The 15,431-nt window shown below is 34.7% G+C and carries 22 protein-coding genes; 6 read left to right on the top strand and 16 right to left on the bottom strand.

Translation table 11 applies throughout. The features are described 5' to 3' along the window. Window positions 1–52: 52 nt before the first annotated feature. Window positions 53–613 carry a rubrerythrin family protein gene (locus SMAR_RS00210; RefSeq protein WP_011838347.1) on the bottom strand — a complete coding sequence of 187 codons (561 nt, stop codon included), beginning with the start codon at window positions 611–613 and terminating at the stop codon, window positions 53–55. A gap of 191 nt (window positions 614–804) precedes the next feature. Here SMAR_RS00210 and SMAR_RS00205 point away from each other — a divergent pair, with 191 nt between their 5' ends. Next, window positions 805–1,161, top strand: a complete 357-nt coding sequence (locus tag SMAR_RS00205) for an MGMT family protein (protein ID WP_011838346.1) — start codon at window positions 805–807, stop codon at window positions 1,159–1,161. Here SMAR_RS00205 and SMAR_RS00200 read toward each other — a convergent pair. The 4 genes from SMAR_RS00200 to SMAR_RS00185 all read right to left on the bottom strand — a co-directional run bounded on the left by SMAR_RS00200 (window position 1,151) and on the right by SMAR_RS00185 (window position 4,472). Then, window positions 1,151–1,531, bottom strand: a complete 381-nt coding sequence (locus SMAR_RS00200) for a hypothetical protein (RefSeq protein WP_244372432.1) — start codon at window positions 1,529–1,531, stop codon at window positions 1,151–1,153. The two genes, SMAR_RS00205 and SMAR_RS00200, sit on opposite strands and share 11 nt — an antisense overlap. 121 nt (window positions 1,532–1,652) lie before the next feature. Beyond that, window positions 1,653–2,861, bottom strand: coding sequence for an ATP-binding cassette domain-containing protein (locus SMAR_RS00195; RefSeq protein WP_011838344.1), 1,209 nt, complete (start codon window positions 2,859–2,861; stop codon window positions 1,653–1,655). 28 nt (window positions 2,862–2,889) lie between these two features. After that, window positions 2,890–3,606 (bottom strand): hypothetical protein, encoded by a 717-nt coding sequence (locus SMAR_RS00190; RefSeq protein ID WP_011838343.1) that lies wholly within the window; start codon window positions 3,604–3,606, stop codon window positions 2,890–2,892. A gap of 191 nt (window positions 3,607–3,797) precedes the next feature. Further along, entirely contained in the window at window positions 3,798–4,472 is a 675-nt protein-coding gene (locus SMAR_RS00185) for a DUF47 domain-containing protein (RefSeq protein ID WP_244372430.1), read from the bottom strand. 54 nt (window positions 4,473–4,526) lie between these two features. Between SMAR_RS00185 and SMAR_RS00180 the strand changes: the two genes are divergently transcribed. Together SMAR_RS00180 and SMAR_RS00175 are read left to right on the top strand one after the other, a co-directional pair. Beyond that, window positions 4,527–5,132, top strand: coding sequence for a SagB/ThcOx family dehydrogenase (locus tag SMAR_RS00180; RefSeq protein ID WP_011838341.1), 606 nt, complete (start codon window positions 4,527–4,529; stop codon window positions 5,130–5,132). A gap of 185 nt (window positions 5,133–5,317) precedes the next feature. Continuing rightward, window positions 5,318–5,707, top strand: coding sequence for a hypothetical protein (locus SMAR_RS00175; RefSeq protein ID WP_011838340.1), 390 nt, complete (start codon window positions 5,318–5,320; stop codon window positions 5,705–5,707). Here SMAR_RS00175 and SMAR_RS00170 read toward each other — a convergent pair. After that, on the bottom strand, window positions 5,687–6,211 hold the full coding sequence (locus SMAR_RS00170) for a THUMP domain-containing protein (protein WP_052833897.1): 525 nt from the start codon (window positions 6,209–6,211) through the stop codon (window positions 5,687–5,689). The two genes, SMAR_RS00175 and SMAR_RS00170, sit on opposite strands and share 21 nt — an antisense overlap. A gap of 173 nt (window positions 6,212–6,384) precedes the next feature. On the opposite strand from SMAR_RS00170, the gene SMAR_RS00165 reads away from it, so the two are divergent. The 3 genes from SMAR_RS00165 (at window position 6,385) to SMAR_RS00155 (ending at window position 8,429) form a co-directional block, all read left to right on the top strand. Further along, window positions 6,385–6,648 carry a hypothetical protein gene (locus tag SMAR_RS00165; RefSeq protein ID WP_011838338.1) on the top strand — a complete coding sequence of 88 codons (264 nt, stop codon included), beginning with the start codon at window positions 6,385–6,387 and terminating at the stop codon, window positions 6,646–6,648. Window positions 6,649–6,652: 4 nt separating this feature from the next. Then, window positions 6,653–7,537 carry an XdhC family protein gene (locus SMAR_RS00160; protein ID WP_011838337.1) on the top strand — a complete coding sequence of 295 codons (885 nt, stop codon included), beginning with the start codon at window positions 6,653–6,655 and terminating at the stop codon, window positions 7,535–7,537. Between the two features lie 79 nt (window positions 7,538–7,616). After that, on the top strand, window positions 7,617–8,429 hold the full coding sequence (locus SMAR_RS00155) for a thioredoxin/glutaredoxin (RefSeq protein ID WP_011838336.1): 813 nt from the start codon (window positions 7,617–7,619) through the stop codon (window positions 8,427–8,429). 16 nt (window positions 8,430–8,445) lie between these two features. Here the strand turns inward: SMAR_RS00155 and SMAR_RS00150 are convergent, their stop codons facing one another. The 10 genes from SMAR_RS00150 to SMAR_RS00105 all read right to left on the bottom strand — a co-directional run bounded on the left by SMAR_RS00150 (window position 8,446) and on the right by SMAR_RS00105 (window position 15,429). Continuing rightward, window positions 8,446–9,651, bottom strand: coding sequence for a thioredoxin domain-containing protein (locus tag SMAR_RS00150; protein WP_011838335.1), 1,206 nt, complete (start codon window positions 9,649–9,651; stop codon window positions 8,446–8,448). A gap of 150 nt (window positions 9,652–9,801) precedes the next feature. Beyond that, window positions 9,802–10,791, bottom strand: coding sequence for a complex I subunit 1/NuoH family protein (locus SMAR_RS00145; RefSeq protein WP_011838334.1), 990 nt, complete (start codon window positions 10,789–10,791; stop codon window positions 9,802–9,804). A 6-nt stretch (window positions 10,792–10,797) separates the two neighbouring features. Then, window positions 10,798–11,160 carry a hypothetical protein gene (locus SMAR_RS00140; RefSeq protein ID WP_011838333.1) on the bottom strand — a complete coding sequence of 121 codons (363 nt, stop codon included), beginning with the start codon at window positions 11,158–11,160 and terminating at the stop codon, window positions 10,798–10,800. A gap of 24 nt (window positions 11,161–11,184) precedes the next feature. Continuing rightward, the gene (locus SMAR_RS00135) at window positions 11,185–12,774 is read right to left on the bottom strand and encodes a proton-conducting transporter transmembrane domain-containing protein (RefSeq protein ID WP_011838332.1); all 1,590 of its coding nucleotides are present in this window, start codon (window positions 12,772–12,774) and stop codon (window positions 11,185–11,187) included. Window positions 12,775–12,792: 18 nt separating this feature from the next. Next, window positions 12,793–13,296 (bottom strand): Na+/H+ antiporter subunit E, encoded by a 504-nt coding sequence (locus SMAR_RS00130; RefSeq protein ID WP_011838331.1) that lies wholly within the window; start codon window positions 13,294–13,296, stop codon window positions 12,793–12,795. Window positions 13,297–13,300: 4 nt separating this feature from the next. Continuing rightward, entirely contained in the window at window positions 13,301–13,711 is a 411-nt protein-coding gene (locus tag SMAR_RS00125) for a Na+/H+ antiporter subunit C (RefSeq protein WP_011838330.1), read from the bottom strand. Beyond that, entirely contained in the window at window positions 13,708–14,502 is a 795-nt protein-coding gene (locus tag SMAR_RS00120; protein ID WP_011838329.1) for a Na(+)/H(+) antiporter subunit B, read from the bottom strand. Before SMAR_RS00120 ends, SMAR_RS00125 begins: the two co-directional genes overlap by 4 nt. Beyond that, window positions 14,499–14,765, bottom strand: coding sequence for a Na(+)/H(+) antiporter subunit B (locus SMAR_RS00115; protein ID WP_011838328.1), 267 nt, complete (start codon window positions 14,763–14,765; stop codon window positions 14,499–14,501). Before SMAR_RS00115 ends, SMAR_RS00120 begins: the two co-directional genes overlap by 4 nt. Continuing rightward, entirely contained in the window at window positions 14,762–15,154 is a 393-nt protein-coding gene (mnhG, locus tag SMAR_RS00110) for a monovalent cation/H(+) antiporter subunit G (RefSeq protein WP_011838327.1), read from the bottom strand. Before mnhG ends, SMAR_RS00115 begins: the two co-directional genes overlap by 4 nt. Further along, a complete protein-coding gene (locus SMAR_RS00105; protein WP_148676809.1) occupies window positions 15,154–15,429 on the bottom strand; it encodes an MrpF/PhaF family protein in 276 nt (91 codons plus the stop codon). The genes mnhG and SMAR_RS00105 overlap by 1 nt, the downstream gene beginning before the upstream one ends. Between the last annotated feature and the right edge of the window lie 2 nt (window positions 15,430–15,431).

The raw sequence follows: 15,431 nt of genomic DNA, 5'->3' as shown, positions 1-15,431 counted from the left end.
TCATTTATAATATATGATTCAACAATATAGTAAAAAATTAGTAAATAGATGTTTAGAATTTAACAAATTTTTCTCCTAGTGCACCACATATTGGACATTTAGGTGGAGGCTCCTTACCTACATATGTAAAGCCGCAAACTGGACAAATCCATATATAACCATCTATCGGCATATCCTCTCCCTTATCAACATATTCCTTAGCTTTCTTATACAATTCTGCATGTATCTTTTCTGCTTCGAGAGCCCATTTAAAACTTATGACTGCTTGTGTTTCTCCTTGAGACTCTGCTATTTTAATATATGTTGGATACATTTCATTTATTTCGAATTCTTCTCCGCGAATAGCTAGGCTTAAATTCTTAGATGTATTTCCTGGACCAAACGGAGCTCCAGCAACAACTTTAGCATCAGTATCTAGTTCTCCAAGTCTCTGATAATGATTTCTTGCATGAACTTTTTCAGCAAACGCTATCGCTCTGAATAAACGGGCTACATTGGGAAAACCCTCTTTTTCAGCAATGTCTGCAAATATTGAATACCTCATATGCGCCATAGATTCCCCGCCAAAAGCTGACATTAACGCATCTCTAGTCATGGGCCTAGGAGCTACCATAAAACACCACCTTAGCTATTAATATTTTCTCATTGAAACATAATATAATTATTGATAACCAGGTTATTACTAATTGAAACACTCTATTCTTAAAATATAGTAACTGGGACGTAATAGTTTCTCATCAATAATCTATTAAGAAACTATATACGATTACGTTGCATGAAAGAATAAGTTATGGGTGGGTATGATTGCTTGTCTTAGAGCCAAATAAGGGATTTCTTCGCAAAGCAGATAAAAAAGAACTATATGAAGCAATTTATATATTGACAATGTTGATCCCCATAGGAAAAGTTACAACTTATAAATCAATTGCTAAAGTTTTAGGTGTCCATCCGAGATTAGTTGGAATAGCATTGAAGAAAAATAAGAAACCAATAATAATTCCATGCCATAGAGTAATAAGCTCGGATGGATCGATCAGAGGCTATAGTGTAGGCGGTAAAAATGTTAAGAAAAAACTATTAGAAATAGAAGGCGTTAGAATAATAGGTGAAAAAGTAGATCCTAAATACATAATTGATATAAGTGAACAACTTATCTCTTAACATTTATGTATAAGTATTCGGCAATACTTCTAATAATATAAGGCAATGAACCCAGTAAGCTTCTTAATGCATATCTATAGATCAGGAATTTTCCATTATAGTATACTCGGTAAAACTCTATTGTTCTCCAGAATCGTTCTAATAATAATGAATATATTCTTAGAACAACTAATAGATACAATATAAATCTCAGCTTATCAATTTTAATAAATACTAAAATTTCAGCAAGGGTAATCGTTATTGCAACAGGGATCACGAATGAGTAGATATATAGATAGCTGAATAAATTATATAATTGAACACCGTAGATATTGCTCGTTACTAATATGATTATAGAAATAATCATTAAACCGATCAAATAAGAAAACATTGATTGAAAACCCCTAATTTTATAAATAATGTATGAACCAAAAAAGATCACTATAGGCAGTAATTCGGGAAACAACATATTTGTGAAATACAAATAAAGAAAACTAATTATGACAGCCAGTCTAAGGAGTAGATAAATGTAACCCTTCAATAACATGGAGTTCTTCACCACTCGGCAGAGTAGATACTACAATGCCTCCGCTATTTAGAAATTTATATATGAGTTCTTCTACAACTTTTGCCTTCTCATAATCTATGTATTCAAGTCCTCCATCAATTAATAATATGTCAGGATTCTTCATCAGTTGAGGAATTAGTATTATTAGTCTTTTTTCTCCATCACTATGTTCATAGAAGAATCTATCCTCTATTTTAATTCCTAGGTTCTTGAGAATTCTTATAGAACTCCTATAACAATCATCGTTGCTACTGCAAAGTTCTTTTATTACAGTTTCTGTATCGCTCCATGAGAAAATCATCGATACATCATCTGGGACAAAGCCTATATTGCCTTTTATTTCATGGTAACCATGTATTTTTAAAACCCCGCTAATACCCAATAGTATCGATGTTTTTCCTGCACCATTCGAACCGATAATTGTTATTGAGCCTCCAGGCCTTAGATCTATTTGGGGAATATATATTTTTCTTTTACCTCTTCTTATATATGCGTTTTTAATAGTTATTTTTCCTCTCCCAGAGCTTTGTGGATCAATTTGTTCGAGGTCATCTATATTTATTTGGCGCTTCTTTATGGAATTGATTCTATATGTTTTCCATCCATCTAATCTAGTCTTCGCCGTAGCAATAATTATTTTTCCATGACTAACTAGCTCCTTTAATAATTCGGAAACCATTACTTTGTTTCGAGGGTCAAGAGCTTCAAAGGGCTCGTCGAAAAAGACTATGTCTGGATCGTAAATGATTGTCTTCAAAATTTCTAACACTCTTCTTTCACCGTAGCTCATATCGGAGATCCTTTTTGTTAACATATATTTGTGCTGATCTAATTGTTTAAACAATGATGTATTCTTCTTATTAGTATAGTAAATTGTATAAATTAATTCCTCAATTCCCGTTTTTCCAACATTAATGATCCATGGTTCTTGTGGGATGTAATAGTTTTTTCCATCTACAACTATTTCTCCCTCAATTACTATATTGTAAAGATCAGGGGCTATGCCTGAAAGAGTTTTTAAAAGAATAGTCTTACCTGCTCCAGTTTTCCCCACGTACAAGTTTTGAGAAGGTTCATGAACCTCTAAGTTTTCAGGTATTATAATTTGTTCATCTAATTTTATTCTAACATTATTAATTAGTATATTTGCCATTCTTAATCATCCAATTTATGACTAGCTGTTATGATTGATAGAATTTTCTCCACGGTTTCAATACTGGTAATAATATTATTCCACCTATCAATATCAGTATCGTTCTTTCAACGGGATAAATATATGCTACACTTTTCCATATACTTATCCAGAAATTATATATATTAATGTCTGAGAACAAGTTATCTATTTCTTTAACTATATAGAGATACATTATTGAGAATCCAAGACTGCCTCCTACATGGTCAGCTAATACACCATATATAATAGCTCCTAGTTCTTTAAGCATGGGAACTTTTTGTTTAAACAAATAATATATTACAAGATAAGCTATCGGAACTACCCCGTCATAGTATAGGTATTCAATGTACTTGTCTATAAAGAATATATGTGCTAGTGCAAATCCTAGCAATCCTGTATATAGTATTGCTAATGATAATAGTGGGGAATATTTTCTGAATGTCAACGATACAATCCATGATAAGATCAGCGGGAGGAAATAAAAGTACCCCAACAAACCAACTATGCTTGGATTCACTAGTGGAGTAAGTATTAACGAAATAATTACAACTAGTAATCCATGGAAGGGATTAAGAAACAATCCTATGATAGTTCCTGATAATGCGCCGAGCGTGATTGCCCCACTAAATCCTATTATTGGAAAAGCAGGTATCACTGATAATACTAGAACCAATGCTGAAAATGATAATATTATCGATAGATCTCTTATTTTTAGCTTCATCATTTTCCGTCCTCCTAACGTTTTTCTTTTAATTTTTCTTCTTTATTAGAAAGTATTTTTATAAGTTATGGTTTATAAGTTATGGAGTTATTAAGGCACAATACGACTTCTATATCTACAATAATGTATTCATAGATCTAATAAATATATGTATTAAACTAAAATAAATAAATGAATTAATTATGACGTGACAATTATATTTTCTTCCAACTCGCTATTAGTGCTCGCAAATAATCTCCTACATCTTCACATGAATCCGCTGCTTCCTCGAGATCTTGGTTTAGATCATGAATAAGTAATGCTAATGTAAACGGTTTAAGTTGTTCAGAATATTCGAGGAGTTTTCCTCGATTCTCTAGATTTACTTGGTCAGCTTCTTCTTCTAACCTCTCTATATCATTTATCAACCTTACTGCTTCTTCATATTCTCCACTCATTGCACTTTTTATTGCCTTGTTCACCTTCTCAGCCAATTTAACAACTTTATCTATAAGTTTCTCTATACCTTCCCTGATTGGTTGTGGAATCTCGAGGTACGGTATGATTATTAGTTCGCGGGCGGCTTCCTTGATCCAGTCTGCAACAGAATCTATTCGTTTAATGAGATGAAAGAAGTCCTCTTTGAACCCTGGATCTATTCTGGATTCTTCGAGTAAATCAATTATTTTCTTCCTAACAATGTCTGCTTCACTCTCAATTTTCATTGTATCCCTTAATTTTTTGCGTGCCTCGCCAATTCTCATCTCATTTAATAACTTAATAGCATCTAGGAAGGAACTAGTCAAATCACTTAGTTTATCCACTAGTTCGTTTAGCAAAATAATAATTTGTTCAGGCAATATGTCTCTGAGCAATACTGTTTCCCTCATTCTTGCTCTATATAAGTATGAGAATATAAATATAACAATTGATGAGGGATGAAAATGCCTAAGCCTAAGATAAAACTACCTGAACCATCATTCGAGACTTGTTTATTAAAGATTATATCCGAGAGGAAAAGCCATCGAAAATACCGAAAAGAACCATTAGCGTTAAATGAGCTATCAACGGTTTTATGGAGCTCTTATGGATGTATAGATGAAGATTGTAGAAGGAGAACCGTTCCTTCGGCTGGTGCAACTTATCCAATGGAGATCTTTGTATTTGTTAGAGAAAATGGCGTAATAGGTTTAGAGCCTGGAATCTATTATTATGATCCATTAACCCATAGTATTATATTAATCCGTAGTGGTGATCAAAATAGGAAACTATATTATGCATGTTTAAATCAGAAATGGGTATTAGAGGCACCGATAAATATTGTTATAACAGCTGTTTATGAAAGAACAACCTCGTGGTATGGTAGGAGAGGGTTTAGATACATTTATATGGAGGCAGGACATATTGGTCAAAACATATACTTGGCCGCCACAAATCTAGGGCTGGGAACAGTTGCTGTAGGAGCATTTAATGATGAGCAAATCAAGACTATAATTGGACTAAACAATAAATATCTAGTCCTATATGTGTTCCCAATAGGGAAAATCTAATAGTAGATCAGATCCAGTTTAGAATCATAACCAGATTCCATGATTTTTTGTTTTAATTTCCGGGATCAATAATTAATCTATTAATCAAAAAATATTGTATAAGTAACTATTAGCAAAAAATATAAAATTATTGAAAATATTAAAAACAAATGTAAATATTAATACTCAGATAGAAGGAGTTGAAATTGTTTCTGAGAAAATACAGTTCAGAAGCTAAGAAACTAAGAATAAAAAGAAAGGAACTGGAAGATGAATACCTAAGTTTCTATGCAGACCTAATAATTAACTTATGCAAGTTACAACCTAGAAAACTATATGTTGTAGGATTTTTCGAAGAGAAAAACAATATGATCTACGATGTAGAGGAGGGAGTTATAATAGAAGATGGAATACCATACTATGTGAATAAGGAGAGAGGAATAAAAGAGAAGCTAAAGGATCCGGAGGATATAAAATTAGCTGTTAAAATGGCGCTGGGAGAACTATTGTTACTAGTTGATCCTCAGAGAGTTGTAAGTGATGTGTTGAGCCAGTTGGTTAGAAACGACGATTATTTAAGGGCGATTAGACTTTAGAGACAAAATATTATCTGGTGTTGTAACAGTTATTGTTGCAACTCTTTTTCTATGATATAATCTAACACTGCGAATATAGACTACGTAATCTGGATGAGTCAACGATACTTGCCTATTAATTTTTTCAGCAATTACTTTTATAGCGTCTAGAGAGTGAGCAGGCATACGGGTCTCTTGCCAGTAGAGTCTGCCTCTTAGACTTATCCGATACGTTTTATCTTCTGGGATCTTTTTCTCGGCTAGCTCGGCTGATTTCTCGGCAACAATTTCAACATATGGATCAACAATTACATCGATTGGTATAGCACGATATATTATACTTAGTTCTTCTTTTTTCTTCCTTAACTCCTCTACAGCTTTATATGGATCATCGACTTGTAATAATATGACCGAGGTCCCCGCATCCACAACTCTATAGTTCCCTATAATACTTCTCAAAATAGATAATACGTATCGATAATTCTCAAGCCCCGGCTCATGTGTTATCATTAGATTAAACGACAATACATATCGCCACCATATTATTTCGATAGTCAATATCTAATCACCGTTAAACATATATTAATAAATATATCCTATATGTCCCTACAATCTAGTGTTGAGAGTTAAGGCAAACAAGATACTATATTATACCTTTATATGATTATATTTCAATAGAAAATGGAAGGTGGCATCTTGTGATTGCAAGGATAGGTAGGAAAATAATCGTTTTACAGGAAGCTCCGACTCATTGGGATATAAGATATGCTCTCGAAGACGTGAACCATATATTGTTGACGAAGGAGTATAAGCCAATATATTTCTTCGAAGGAACACCTGCTATAGGACAGGGCGGATTCTCAGTGATCGTGAAACTTGACAGAGAAATGAAGGATGAGGAACGAAGAATATTGAAGCGCTTACTAAGTAATAGAGGAATAAAAGTTATCATGGAGGATTAATCCTATGGCGGAGAACCTGATGATTTATAAAAAGATCGTTGAAGAACTTGAAAAGAGGAATCCAGTAGCATTAGCAACAATAGTGAATAAAGAAGGAAGCGGGCCCAGAGATCTTGGTTCAAGCCTGGTTTATACAGTGGATGGAATCAAAATAGGAACTATCGGTGGAGGACATATTGAGAAAATAATTATTGAAGAAGCTAAGAAAGCCTTACAGGAGGGTAAACCTAGAAGAATAAAGCTTGCACTGAGAAGAGAAAATATTCCCCACGACGCGATCAAGACAAACCAGTTATGTGGAGGAGTAGTAGAAGTGTTTATAAACATAATAAATCCTCCCCCTAGATTAATCATCACAGGCGGAGGAAACGTTGGCAAACCAATAGCTGACATAGCGAACATATTGGGTTATAAAACAATAATTATAGATACCGATCCTAAATTAGCCAATAAAGAAAGATTCCCCTACGCCGAGAAAGTATTAATTGGAAACATAGTAGAAAAAATAGAATCAATTAAATACTCACCATACGACATAGCTGTTATAGCGTATGGAGAAGTAGAAACAGATTATCAAACACTGAAGACACTAGTAAAAAACAAATTCCCAGGACATATATGGGCACTATGCAGTAGAACACGTGCAACATGGATGCTTAAACGACTCGTTGAAGAAGAGAATATTGATCTGGATAACATAATAGATAGATTACATATGCCTGCAGGATTGGACATAGGAAGCGATACCCCTGCAGAAATAGCCGTAAGTATATTATCGGAAATTATATGTGTCCTGAAAAAATGCAGTATACCCGTTAAATCAATGAATATAGCTAAGAAATGGTGGGAAGCCTATAAAAGAGAGAAATCCAAGGCTCAATATAAGTAGAACTGTTTTAATTCAACTATAATCTTTCTTCTTTATATCTTTATATTCAAGGTTAAATAAGGTTAACATGGGGGATGATATGATCGGGAAAAACGTTAAGGGAATACTTTATTTTCATCCTCTATGTACTTCAAGCATTAATGTGCTAGAATACATAGATAAAAAGCCAAATATCAGAGAAAAACTGAATATAATAGCACTTACCAGGGAATATTACTCTGAACAACTCAAAATAATTCCCAGCGTCCCAGCACTTGCAGATGCCAATAATAATATTTTAGCAATCGATCCATTAGAGCCTCAACTAGTAGAAGCGTATGTGAATGAAGACCATGAAATAGTTAACAAATATATACCTAACAGTAAAGATGATGCTCTTGAAAGATTCATCAACTCAATTCTAGCTAGTAGTTATCTAACCTCAAAAATATTAGTCTATCCAGAAATAGTTACCAAGTTAATTTATTCGGAGTTCTCCAATATAGCTCTTAGAACTAGGTTATATAGCAACACAGCATTAGTAGAAATCTTCAAAAACTATATCCGAGAAAATATCGGTTTAGTAATGGAAAAAATAAACCATTATGTTCCCCGTATCGTATCTTATAATTATTTAAGAGAAATCATATTGGTTTATGGAATAGAAAATATCAATCACGATACGGTAATTAATGATAAAACAATTCTATTATGGTTGCAGGCGAAGAATTCTATTGGAAGAGCATATATGTACCATGAGCTTTTACTAAACAAAGATAAGAAAAGGATCGACAAAGCATTAAATACTATTATTGATATATTAGAAGAGAAAATCGACAAATATATTTCTAAACTCCTAGAGGAGTTGGAATTTATAAAGAGCAGAAGAGATCTTGTTAAGAAATATATTTAAGTCATGGATAACTTCTTCAGAGATAATATAATGCGATCAATATAAGGGCTATTCCAGAGAAGAACTCTATAATAGCTGATTTATCGATAAGAAAATCAGTAACAGCCCTCTTCTTATTCAATAACGTAGTTATAATCCAGATAATTATTAAAGGAGTTATGAAGAATAAGTTATAGATCATAAGTGCCGGTATAGAAATATATAATGGATAGTCCCTGATAATTGATGCAAAGATCATCAGCGGACCCGAAGTACATGGAAGCAGAACAGTCACAGACAATAATGATAGTAAGGCCGCGGTAATATAGGGATTCTTTATAACACGCTTAGTAATATCTAGTCTATTACATAGTCTACACTCCATTTCTCTTTTATATCTCCTTCCAGCATCAATAATATAATATATGCCTAGAATTAAGGCTATGATCAATAATATTTTGTAAGGTAATATTTGGGCAATTGTTTTAAAACCTAAGCCCATAGCCAAATATCCAGCATAAATTATCAATATAAAAACAATAGATGGCCCGAATACTTTTCTCCCAGTAGCTAACAATGTTATTATGAATGAGAAATATAGTGTCAGTGTACATGGATTAACTGAGTCGATCAAGGATAGGATTATCAAAGGAACAATTAATTGAGAGATCTCATAGTGTTTTACTACTTCTACACTGGTAGACCACTTCGCTTGGTTATTCATGAAACAATATCCATCATATTTTAGATAAGTATTTATGAACGACATATGATCTTTTATGATGAGATCGCCCATGTATCCTTGACCTGCAACATAAATAGGAATAGTCTTGTTCATATTAGTTTTCATGAATTGGTTAATGAAGGATTTATCCTCGTATTCTCCTATGAGAACCGCTGTTACTGTACAGTTATACACAATAAATACTGTTGGAACGTATCCTGGAAGACCTGCATTCGTTAGTTTTATAAACTTCTGATAACAAGTCGTATTAGTATTTAGATCACAAAAATAAAGATGCTCACTACCATAGGTTTCATTGAGGAACTTTATCATTGCTCTACAATGTGGACATGTATGTAGACCGTAGACGTAGAAATAGTAGTTGTCACTGGTAAGTGAATTAGATAATTTATCTCGGCTAATAACTTGTCTCTCAATACCATTTATTATATTAGAAGATAACATTATGGATAAACATATAAATATCAGGAAAATTATTAAAACCAGATTCTTTATCATTGTTTATTTCTCTCCTATACGCTATATGTATCAATAAATTATAATTATGATAATATTAGATTCCTTCTTATCACGGCCTCGTCTTTTTATGAAATCTCTTCGTGATCAAGATCTGATTCTATTTTTGTAAAACACCCTTTGCATGGCTGACTAGATCAGTAGATATATGTATGTGAGTATAGTTGCTATTATTGCTGGTATTAGTGAGTATTTAAATAGCACGTATAATGCTTGTTCTATTCTATATCTTCCGAAAGCGTTCTTAACTATGGCTACTAGTAGAACTATTCCTAAATATTTAGCTACTAATATGATAACACCTGGTATTGATAGATGCGGGTATGGGTATGGTCCTCCAAGGAGTATGTATACTATTGCTATAATTGTTATAGTTATGTCTAGATCGTGTAATAAACGGCCTATTCCTAGAATTGGGCCTGAGAATTCTGTTTCAAAACCCGCTATGATCTCTTGTTCGGCTTCGGGTATATTGAATGGTTGAAGCATGCCTTTAGCTTGTAGGCTCACTATTGCTGAGATCAGTGCTAATAAGAGTAATGGGAAAGTGTATGGGTTAATCCAATATTGCCAAATATTCTTGGATGCCGTGAATACACTATAGATCGGTGATGCATTCTTACTCGTTATTGCAACAGGAACCAATAATGCTGTGAAATATGCTGGTTCACAAATTGTTACGAATGTTAATATCCGTGACACACCTACACTAGTATAGGGGCCGGGCATAGATAAGCTCATCAATATCATCATGAAAGGTATCCATAGACAACATATGTACATATATACTAGGAAATCATAGTCTCCATAAATTCTAAGTGGGCTCAGCGGAAATAATGGCAGGACAGCTATTGCTGCTGATAATCCAAGTAAACCAAAAATCTTCGCCAACATCGGCATACTATACTTGTTTACAACTTCTTCTTTTACATGCAGTAGTTTCCATAAATCATATAGGGGCTGAAGTATACCTGCAGGCCCAACATATGTTGGACCCATTCTTTTCTGCATTCTAGCACTTAATTTTCTGAAAAGATATTCTGTGAATAGTGCTAATGAAAAAATAAATAGCGCTCCTGGAAATATCAATAATGTAATAAACCACATTATTAGTTCCTCCATTCCATCTCACCTAATAACAACATATATTATTCCCAAAACGATCGATATAATCAACAATAATCCATACCATGAAAACATAAAGTCTACCCAATCCTGTAGACTACCAGTATGCATGCGATTCAATAAATAACCATATAATCTCTTAGCAAACCTTTTCATAAAGCCCCAGTATAAGTTACCGGGGCCAGGTGTTGGCTCTTTAACAACGCTTTCCGGCTCACCAGACAAGTACATATCGGTTACTCTTCTTTTCTTTGATTGGACAAGAAGCAATATAATGAATAATATGATGAATCCAGTTAACATGTATAAAGATAAATATAAAGCTATAAGTCCCGGATCAGCATATCTAATCTCATATACGAACATTTATCACCACCCTCTTAGAACATGTTATTTTGTTCCGAGAACAGACCAATACTTCATTACACCTCCGGTTGAAAGTGATGAGTAAATAGATGAATAAATAGAATTCTTGATCCATGGATAGAGTATTCCTAGCAACAACAATACTATTGCTAGTGATAATAGTAGTATTTCGATCCCTTTCAACTCTATTTTTCTGTACTCTCTACTAGATGTAGAGAATACGATGCTGTACATAGCTTTAGCGTATCCTAGGATACTGGTAGCAGATATTATGATCACAGCAATAGCTGGAATAATCATGTTTGCCTCCATAAATGCTTGGTATATTAACAGCTTTGAGAAGAACCCTGAAAACGGTATAAGACCCATAAGGCTTAAGAACCCAAATATGAAGGCTAAGCTTACCAATGGATATTTTCTACCAACTCCTTTCATTTCATCCATATTCCTAGTACCAGCAGCGTCGATGAATACTCCGCTAGACATGAAAAGCAAGGCTTTACCTATTCCATGAGTTATTATGTGATAAGTCATAGCTGTTAATCCAAGCAGTACTGCTGCTTCATTATTTGTTATGAAACCTATTGATGCAGCCATGTAGATTAAACCGATATGGCTAATAGTACTATACGCTAAAAGCCTCTTAATGTCTCTCTGATACATCATCATTAATGCGCCGATAAAACCTCCTAGGAAACCAAGTATTAACAGCACAAGCAATACTATTTCTCTATAATATATTGATAATGGAGAATACTCTCCGAAGAGAGTATATAGAAATCTGACCGTTGCATAAACACCTATATTAACAACTAGACCAGATAACGCTGCTGAAACAGGTGTTGGTGCCTCAGGATGAGCATCAGGCAACCAGAAATGGTTGGGAAACAGTGCCGATTTATATGTGAAAACCCATAGTGATAATGAAACAGCTAGTAGTGCTGAAGCACCAATTGATGCTAATCCAGGCACTCCTGAAACATATAACGAATAGTTTCTATAAGCTAGGTCAGCCATGTTTAGTGTTCCATAAACTCCATATATTAATACTAGCCCGATGAAATATACTGTTGTAGCCGTTGCACCTATAATACCATATTTGATAGCTGCTTCAACAGCTTCATGTTTATTCTTATAGTAAGCTACTAATGCATAAGCAGATATACCAAGTACTTCCAGCATAACGAATAAGTTGAATACATCACCAGTATATAGGCAACCAAGCATTCCAGCATTTAAACCAATCAATAAAATATAGTACCACTCAGGCTCGTCGAAGTGTTTATTATACCATATACTATAAATTGTGATCCCAAGCATTAACCATGCAGTAAATAATCCAATGACCGCATTGAATTGATCGACTTCATAAACTATTCCCAACGGAGGAATCCATCCACCAAACAAGTACATTATTGGCTTATCAGTACTTATCGCTACCCAGTAAATTATCGTTGACGAGACCGCTGCAAATATTGATGATATTAGAGCATATATTCCTGGAAACTTCTTATGCCCAAATATTTTAGCTAATAGGGGTAGGGTGAAAGCAAACAATGCGAGTACTGGGACTGTTAATCCTGTCAAGTCATATCCTAGCCTGAACAAATCCATACTATCTCACCACCTAATCTAATCGAATACTTTTTTCGAGAAATATTCAAATTTAGAGGATATCATTTTCCGAGCAGTTTCGGGATCAGTTGTCTTAACATTTATCCAGTGAACATAATAGTGTTTATTATTAGGATCGATATCAACAACAACTGTTCCCGGAGTATTAGTTATTGAGTTAGCTATGGATGTTATAGCATAATCTGATTCAACACTATAGGGAACCATAACTATCCCTGGATTAACAGGCATTCTTGGATGAATTATCCTATACATTACATCTAAGTGGCTCTTCACTTCTGCTACGAAGAAGTAATAAATTGCATATACTATAAGCCAGAACCATCTCCTAGGATCAAATACTTTTAATGGATTCTGTATTGTGAAGCTCGAGAAAAACCCAGCTATCACCAACGCAACTACTATTCCAGACACTATATCATATGGTGATATGCTTCCACTGAAAACAATATATGTTATAAAAGCTAGTAGGGCAACAACAAATATTCGAAGAACCCTCATATGATCACCCTCTAAGTCTTCTAACCTCCCTCATATCTAGTGTACCATATAATCTATAGATCTGTAGCGCGAGGAAGACGAGAAACAGCGTTACTGCCAAGCTGATAACTATAGCAGTCAAAACAAGGGCTTGTGGTAGAGGATCAACAGCAATGCTTGCAAAGTATTGTACACTCTCCTTTGTTGCTTGAGCATAATTCACTAAGACCGGGGGTCTTGAGGGTTGTAGTGGTGAAAGCCATCTACGGTACCCAACTATTAAAGCCATCGTATTAGCTGTGTCACCAAATATTGTTAATGCTATTATCTTCTTAGCTAGATTCGGCTTAAAGAATATGCCATATAGAGATAATCCTAGGTTAAATATCATTGATAATACAACCATTGTTAATAAGTAAGTGTTGAGATCGATCATTTCTCTCCACCCCTTCTATAAGCTCTCTCAGGAATAGTGATTAGGAGGAAGACTATTGTGAAACCAGCCATTACAGCGAAGAACTCGAATATGTTGAAGAACCATAGAGAACCACTAATAAGTTGTCCATCTATATATGCTGGCAAACCAATATCTGCACCAGGTTTAGGTTGGTTCTGTAAAACATATGCATGGACTCCAGTTAAGCATCCTATTAGATAAGCTATAATAGCTACTAAACCTATACCTGTTAATCCAATACTTCTAATAATAAGTAATGTATCCTTAGAAATTCCTCTCTCTATGAGGAAGTATTGAGAGAAAATAAACAATACTAAGACAGGGGCTACAGCCGCTGTGGCTCCTCCCTGGAATCCTCCGCCCGGAGTTAAGTGTCCGTGTAAAGCGATGGAAGCTGCTACAGCGATTATCATGATAGCAGTTATTCTCGTAACAGTTTTGACAATTAATGATAAGCCTAGTTCTCCCCGTGGTTTAACATATTTGATGGTGCCCCTAGCCATAGCTATTGATCCAATTATTGCTAGGTAGAAAACCGTTGTTTCAAACACGGTATCTAATCCACGGAAATCCCATACTATACTTGTCACAGCTTCTGGAGACATCACTGTTGATTTAGGTTGCCAAGGATAATATGCTAGCGTCAAATACTTTTCGGCAAGCTCTCGAACACTATACGTTGGTATAAAATATTGCCCAGCAAAAGTTACTATAAAACTTAGAGCTAAGATAAACAATATCATTACTAATACTCCCAAAGCTCTATTCATGGCTTCTCCACCTTCTCAGTCTTGCTTAGTAGTATAAGTATAACCGCAGGATACAAACCAACAGCAACAGGTACATAGACAAGAACAATATCGGGAGCCATAAGCATATAGTAGATGAAAGCATAAATAGTGCTTTGAACAGCTGAGAAAATAACAGCTCTAACAAGGTTTTTCTCGGTAATTGCTAAATATACTGCTACTACAGAAAACAGTGATGCAAGAGCTGTCATAAGTAGCATTAATGATTCATAGGATTCAATCATTCAGAACCACCTCTCGAAGATTCTTTAACACACATGGATTCATCTAATTGATCAATGATGCATGGCTCAACACGTACAATACCAGACCTATGCGATGCCCTAGCTAATGCATGACTACCTGCGGGACCCAAGATCAGGATCAATATCGCAGTTACTAGCCCACCACCAGCAACAAACCACCTATAAATACCCAAGCACCCGCATCCAGTAGCTATTAACGATGCACCAATGAGAGGGACAAATGCGCCCCAAATAGTACCAATTGTAGCAGCATGTAGTCTTAAATAGAAGTTTTTGAATCTATTCATACCTATTGCTGCGATCAAGTCTGCGACAGCACCTATCCCGATCATAATCATTCCTATAACTACAAGTACATCTTCGAACACTACTCGCCCACCTCCTTCTTCTCCAAATACTTTGAAATGTATATGTCTAGAGAATATATCCACAAAGCAAGCACAATCGCTGTCCCGATCAATATTGGTTCTCTGAAAATAATTGATAAAACAACTAGGAAAGCAGCTAGATCATACGACATAGCATCAATAGCAAGAACGTGATCAGGAATTGTAGGCCCCTTCAAAGCTCTAATAGTATATAGGATAAATGCTACAATATATATTGGCAAAATAACATATAAGAATTGGAGAATAATCATCATAT

The organism is Staphylothermus marinus F1 (assembly GCF_000015945.1).
Classification (GTDB): domain Archaea; phylum Thermoproteota; class Thermoprotei_A; order Sulfolobales; family Desulfurococcaceae; genus Staphylothermus; species Staphylothermus marinus.
This window is presented reverse-complemented; position numbering and strand designations above follow the sequence as displayed.

Excerpts from the sequence above, each read along its gene's own strand:
- SMAR_RS00135 (WP_011838332.1), bottom strand. The coding sequence starts at position 12,774 with ATGGATTTGTTCAGGCTAGGATATGACTTGACAGGATTAACAGTCCCA.
- SMAR_RS00190 (WP_011838343.1), bottom strand. The coding sequence starts at position 3,606 with ATGATGAAGCTAAAAATAAGAGATCTATCGATAATATTATCATTTTCA.
- SMAR_RS00105 (WP_148676809.1), bottom strand. The coding sequence starts at position 15,429 with ATGATGATTATTCTCCAATTCTTATATGTTATTTTGCCAATATATATT.
- SMAR_RS00210 (WP_011838347.1), bottom strand. The coding sequence starts at position 613 with ATGGTAGCTCCTAGGCCCATGACTAGAGATGCGTTAATGTCAGCTTTT.
- SMAR_RS00125 (WP_011838330.1), bottom strand. The coding sequence starts at position 13,711 with ATGATCGATCTCAACACTTACTTATTAACAATGGTTGTATTATCAATG.
- SMAR_RS00115 (WP_011838328.1), bottom strand. The coding sequence starts at position 14,765 with ATGATTGAATCCTATGAATCATTAATGCTACTTATGACAGCTCTTGCA.
- SMAR_RS00145 (WP_011838334.1), bottom strand. The coding sequence starts at position 10,791 with ATGGAGGAACTAATAATGTGGTTTATTACATTATTGATATTTCCAGGA.
- SMAR_RS00150 (WP_011838335.1), bottom strand. The coding sequence starts at position 9,651 with ATGATAAAGAATCTGGTTTTAATAATTTTCCTGATATTTATATGTTTA.
- SMAR_RS00185 (WP_244372430.1), bottom strand. The coding sequence starts at position 4,472 with ATGAGGGAAACAGTATTGCTCAGAGACATATTGCCTGAACAAATTATT.
- SMAR_RS00160 (WP_011838337.1), top strand. The coding sequence starts at position 6,653 with ATGGCGGAGAACCTGATGATTTATAAAAAGATCGTTGAAGAACTTGAA.
- SMAR_RS00140 (WP_011838333.1), bottom strand. The coding sequence starts at position 11,160 with ATGTTCGTATATGAGATTAGATATGCTGATCCGGGACTTATAGCTTTA.
- SMAR_RS00120 (WP_011838329.1), bottom strand. The coding sequence starts at position 14,502 with ATGAATAGAGCTTTGGGAGTATTAGTAATGATATTGTTTATCTTAGCT.
- SMAR_RS00130 (WP_011838331.1), bottom strand. The coding sequence starts at position 13,296 with ATGAGGGTTCTTCGAATATTTGTTGTTGCCCTACTAGCTTTTATAACA.
- SMAR_RS00195 (WP_011838344.1), bottom strand. The coding sequence starts at position 2,861 with ATGGCAAATATACTAATTAATAATGTTAGAATAAAATTAGATGAACAA.
- SMAR_RS00155 (WP_011838336.1), top strand. The coding sequence starts at position 7,617 with ATGATCGGGAAAAACGTTAAGGGAATACTTTATTTTCATCCTCTATGT.
- SMAR_RS00180 (WP_011838341.1), top strand. The coding sequence starts at position 4,527 with ATGCCTAAGCCTAAGATAAAACTACCTGAACCATCATTCGAGACTTGT.
- SMAR_RS00200 (WP_244372432.1), bottom strand. The coding sequence starts at position 1,531 with ATGTTTTCTTATTTGATCGGTTTAATGATTATTTCTATAATCATATTA.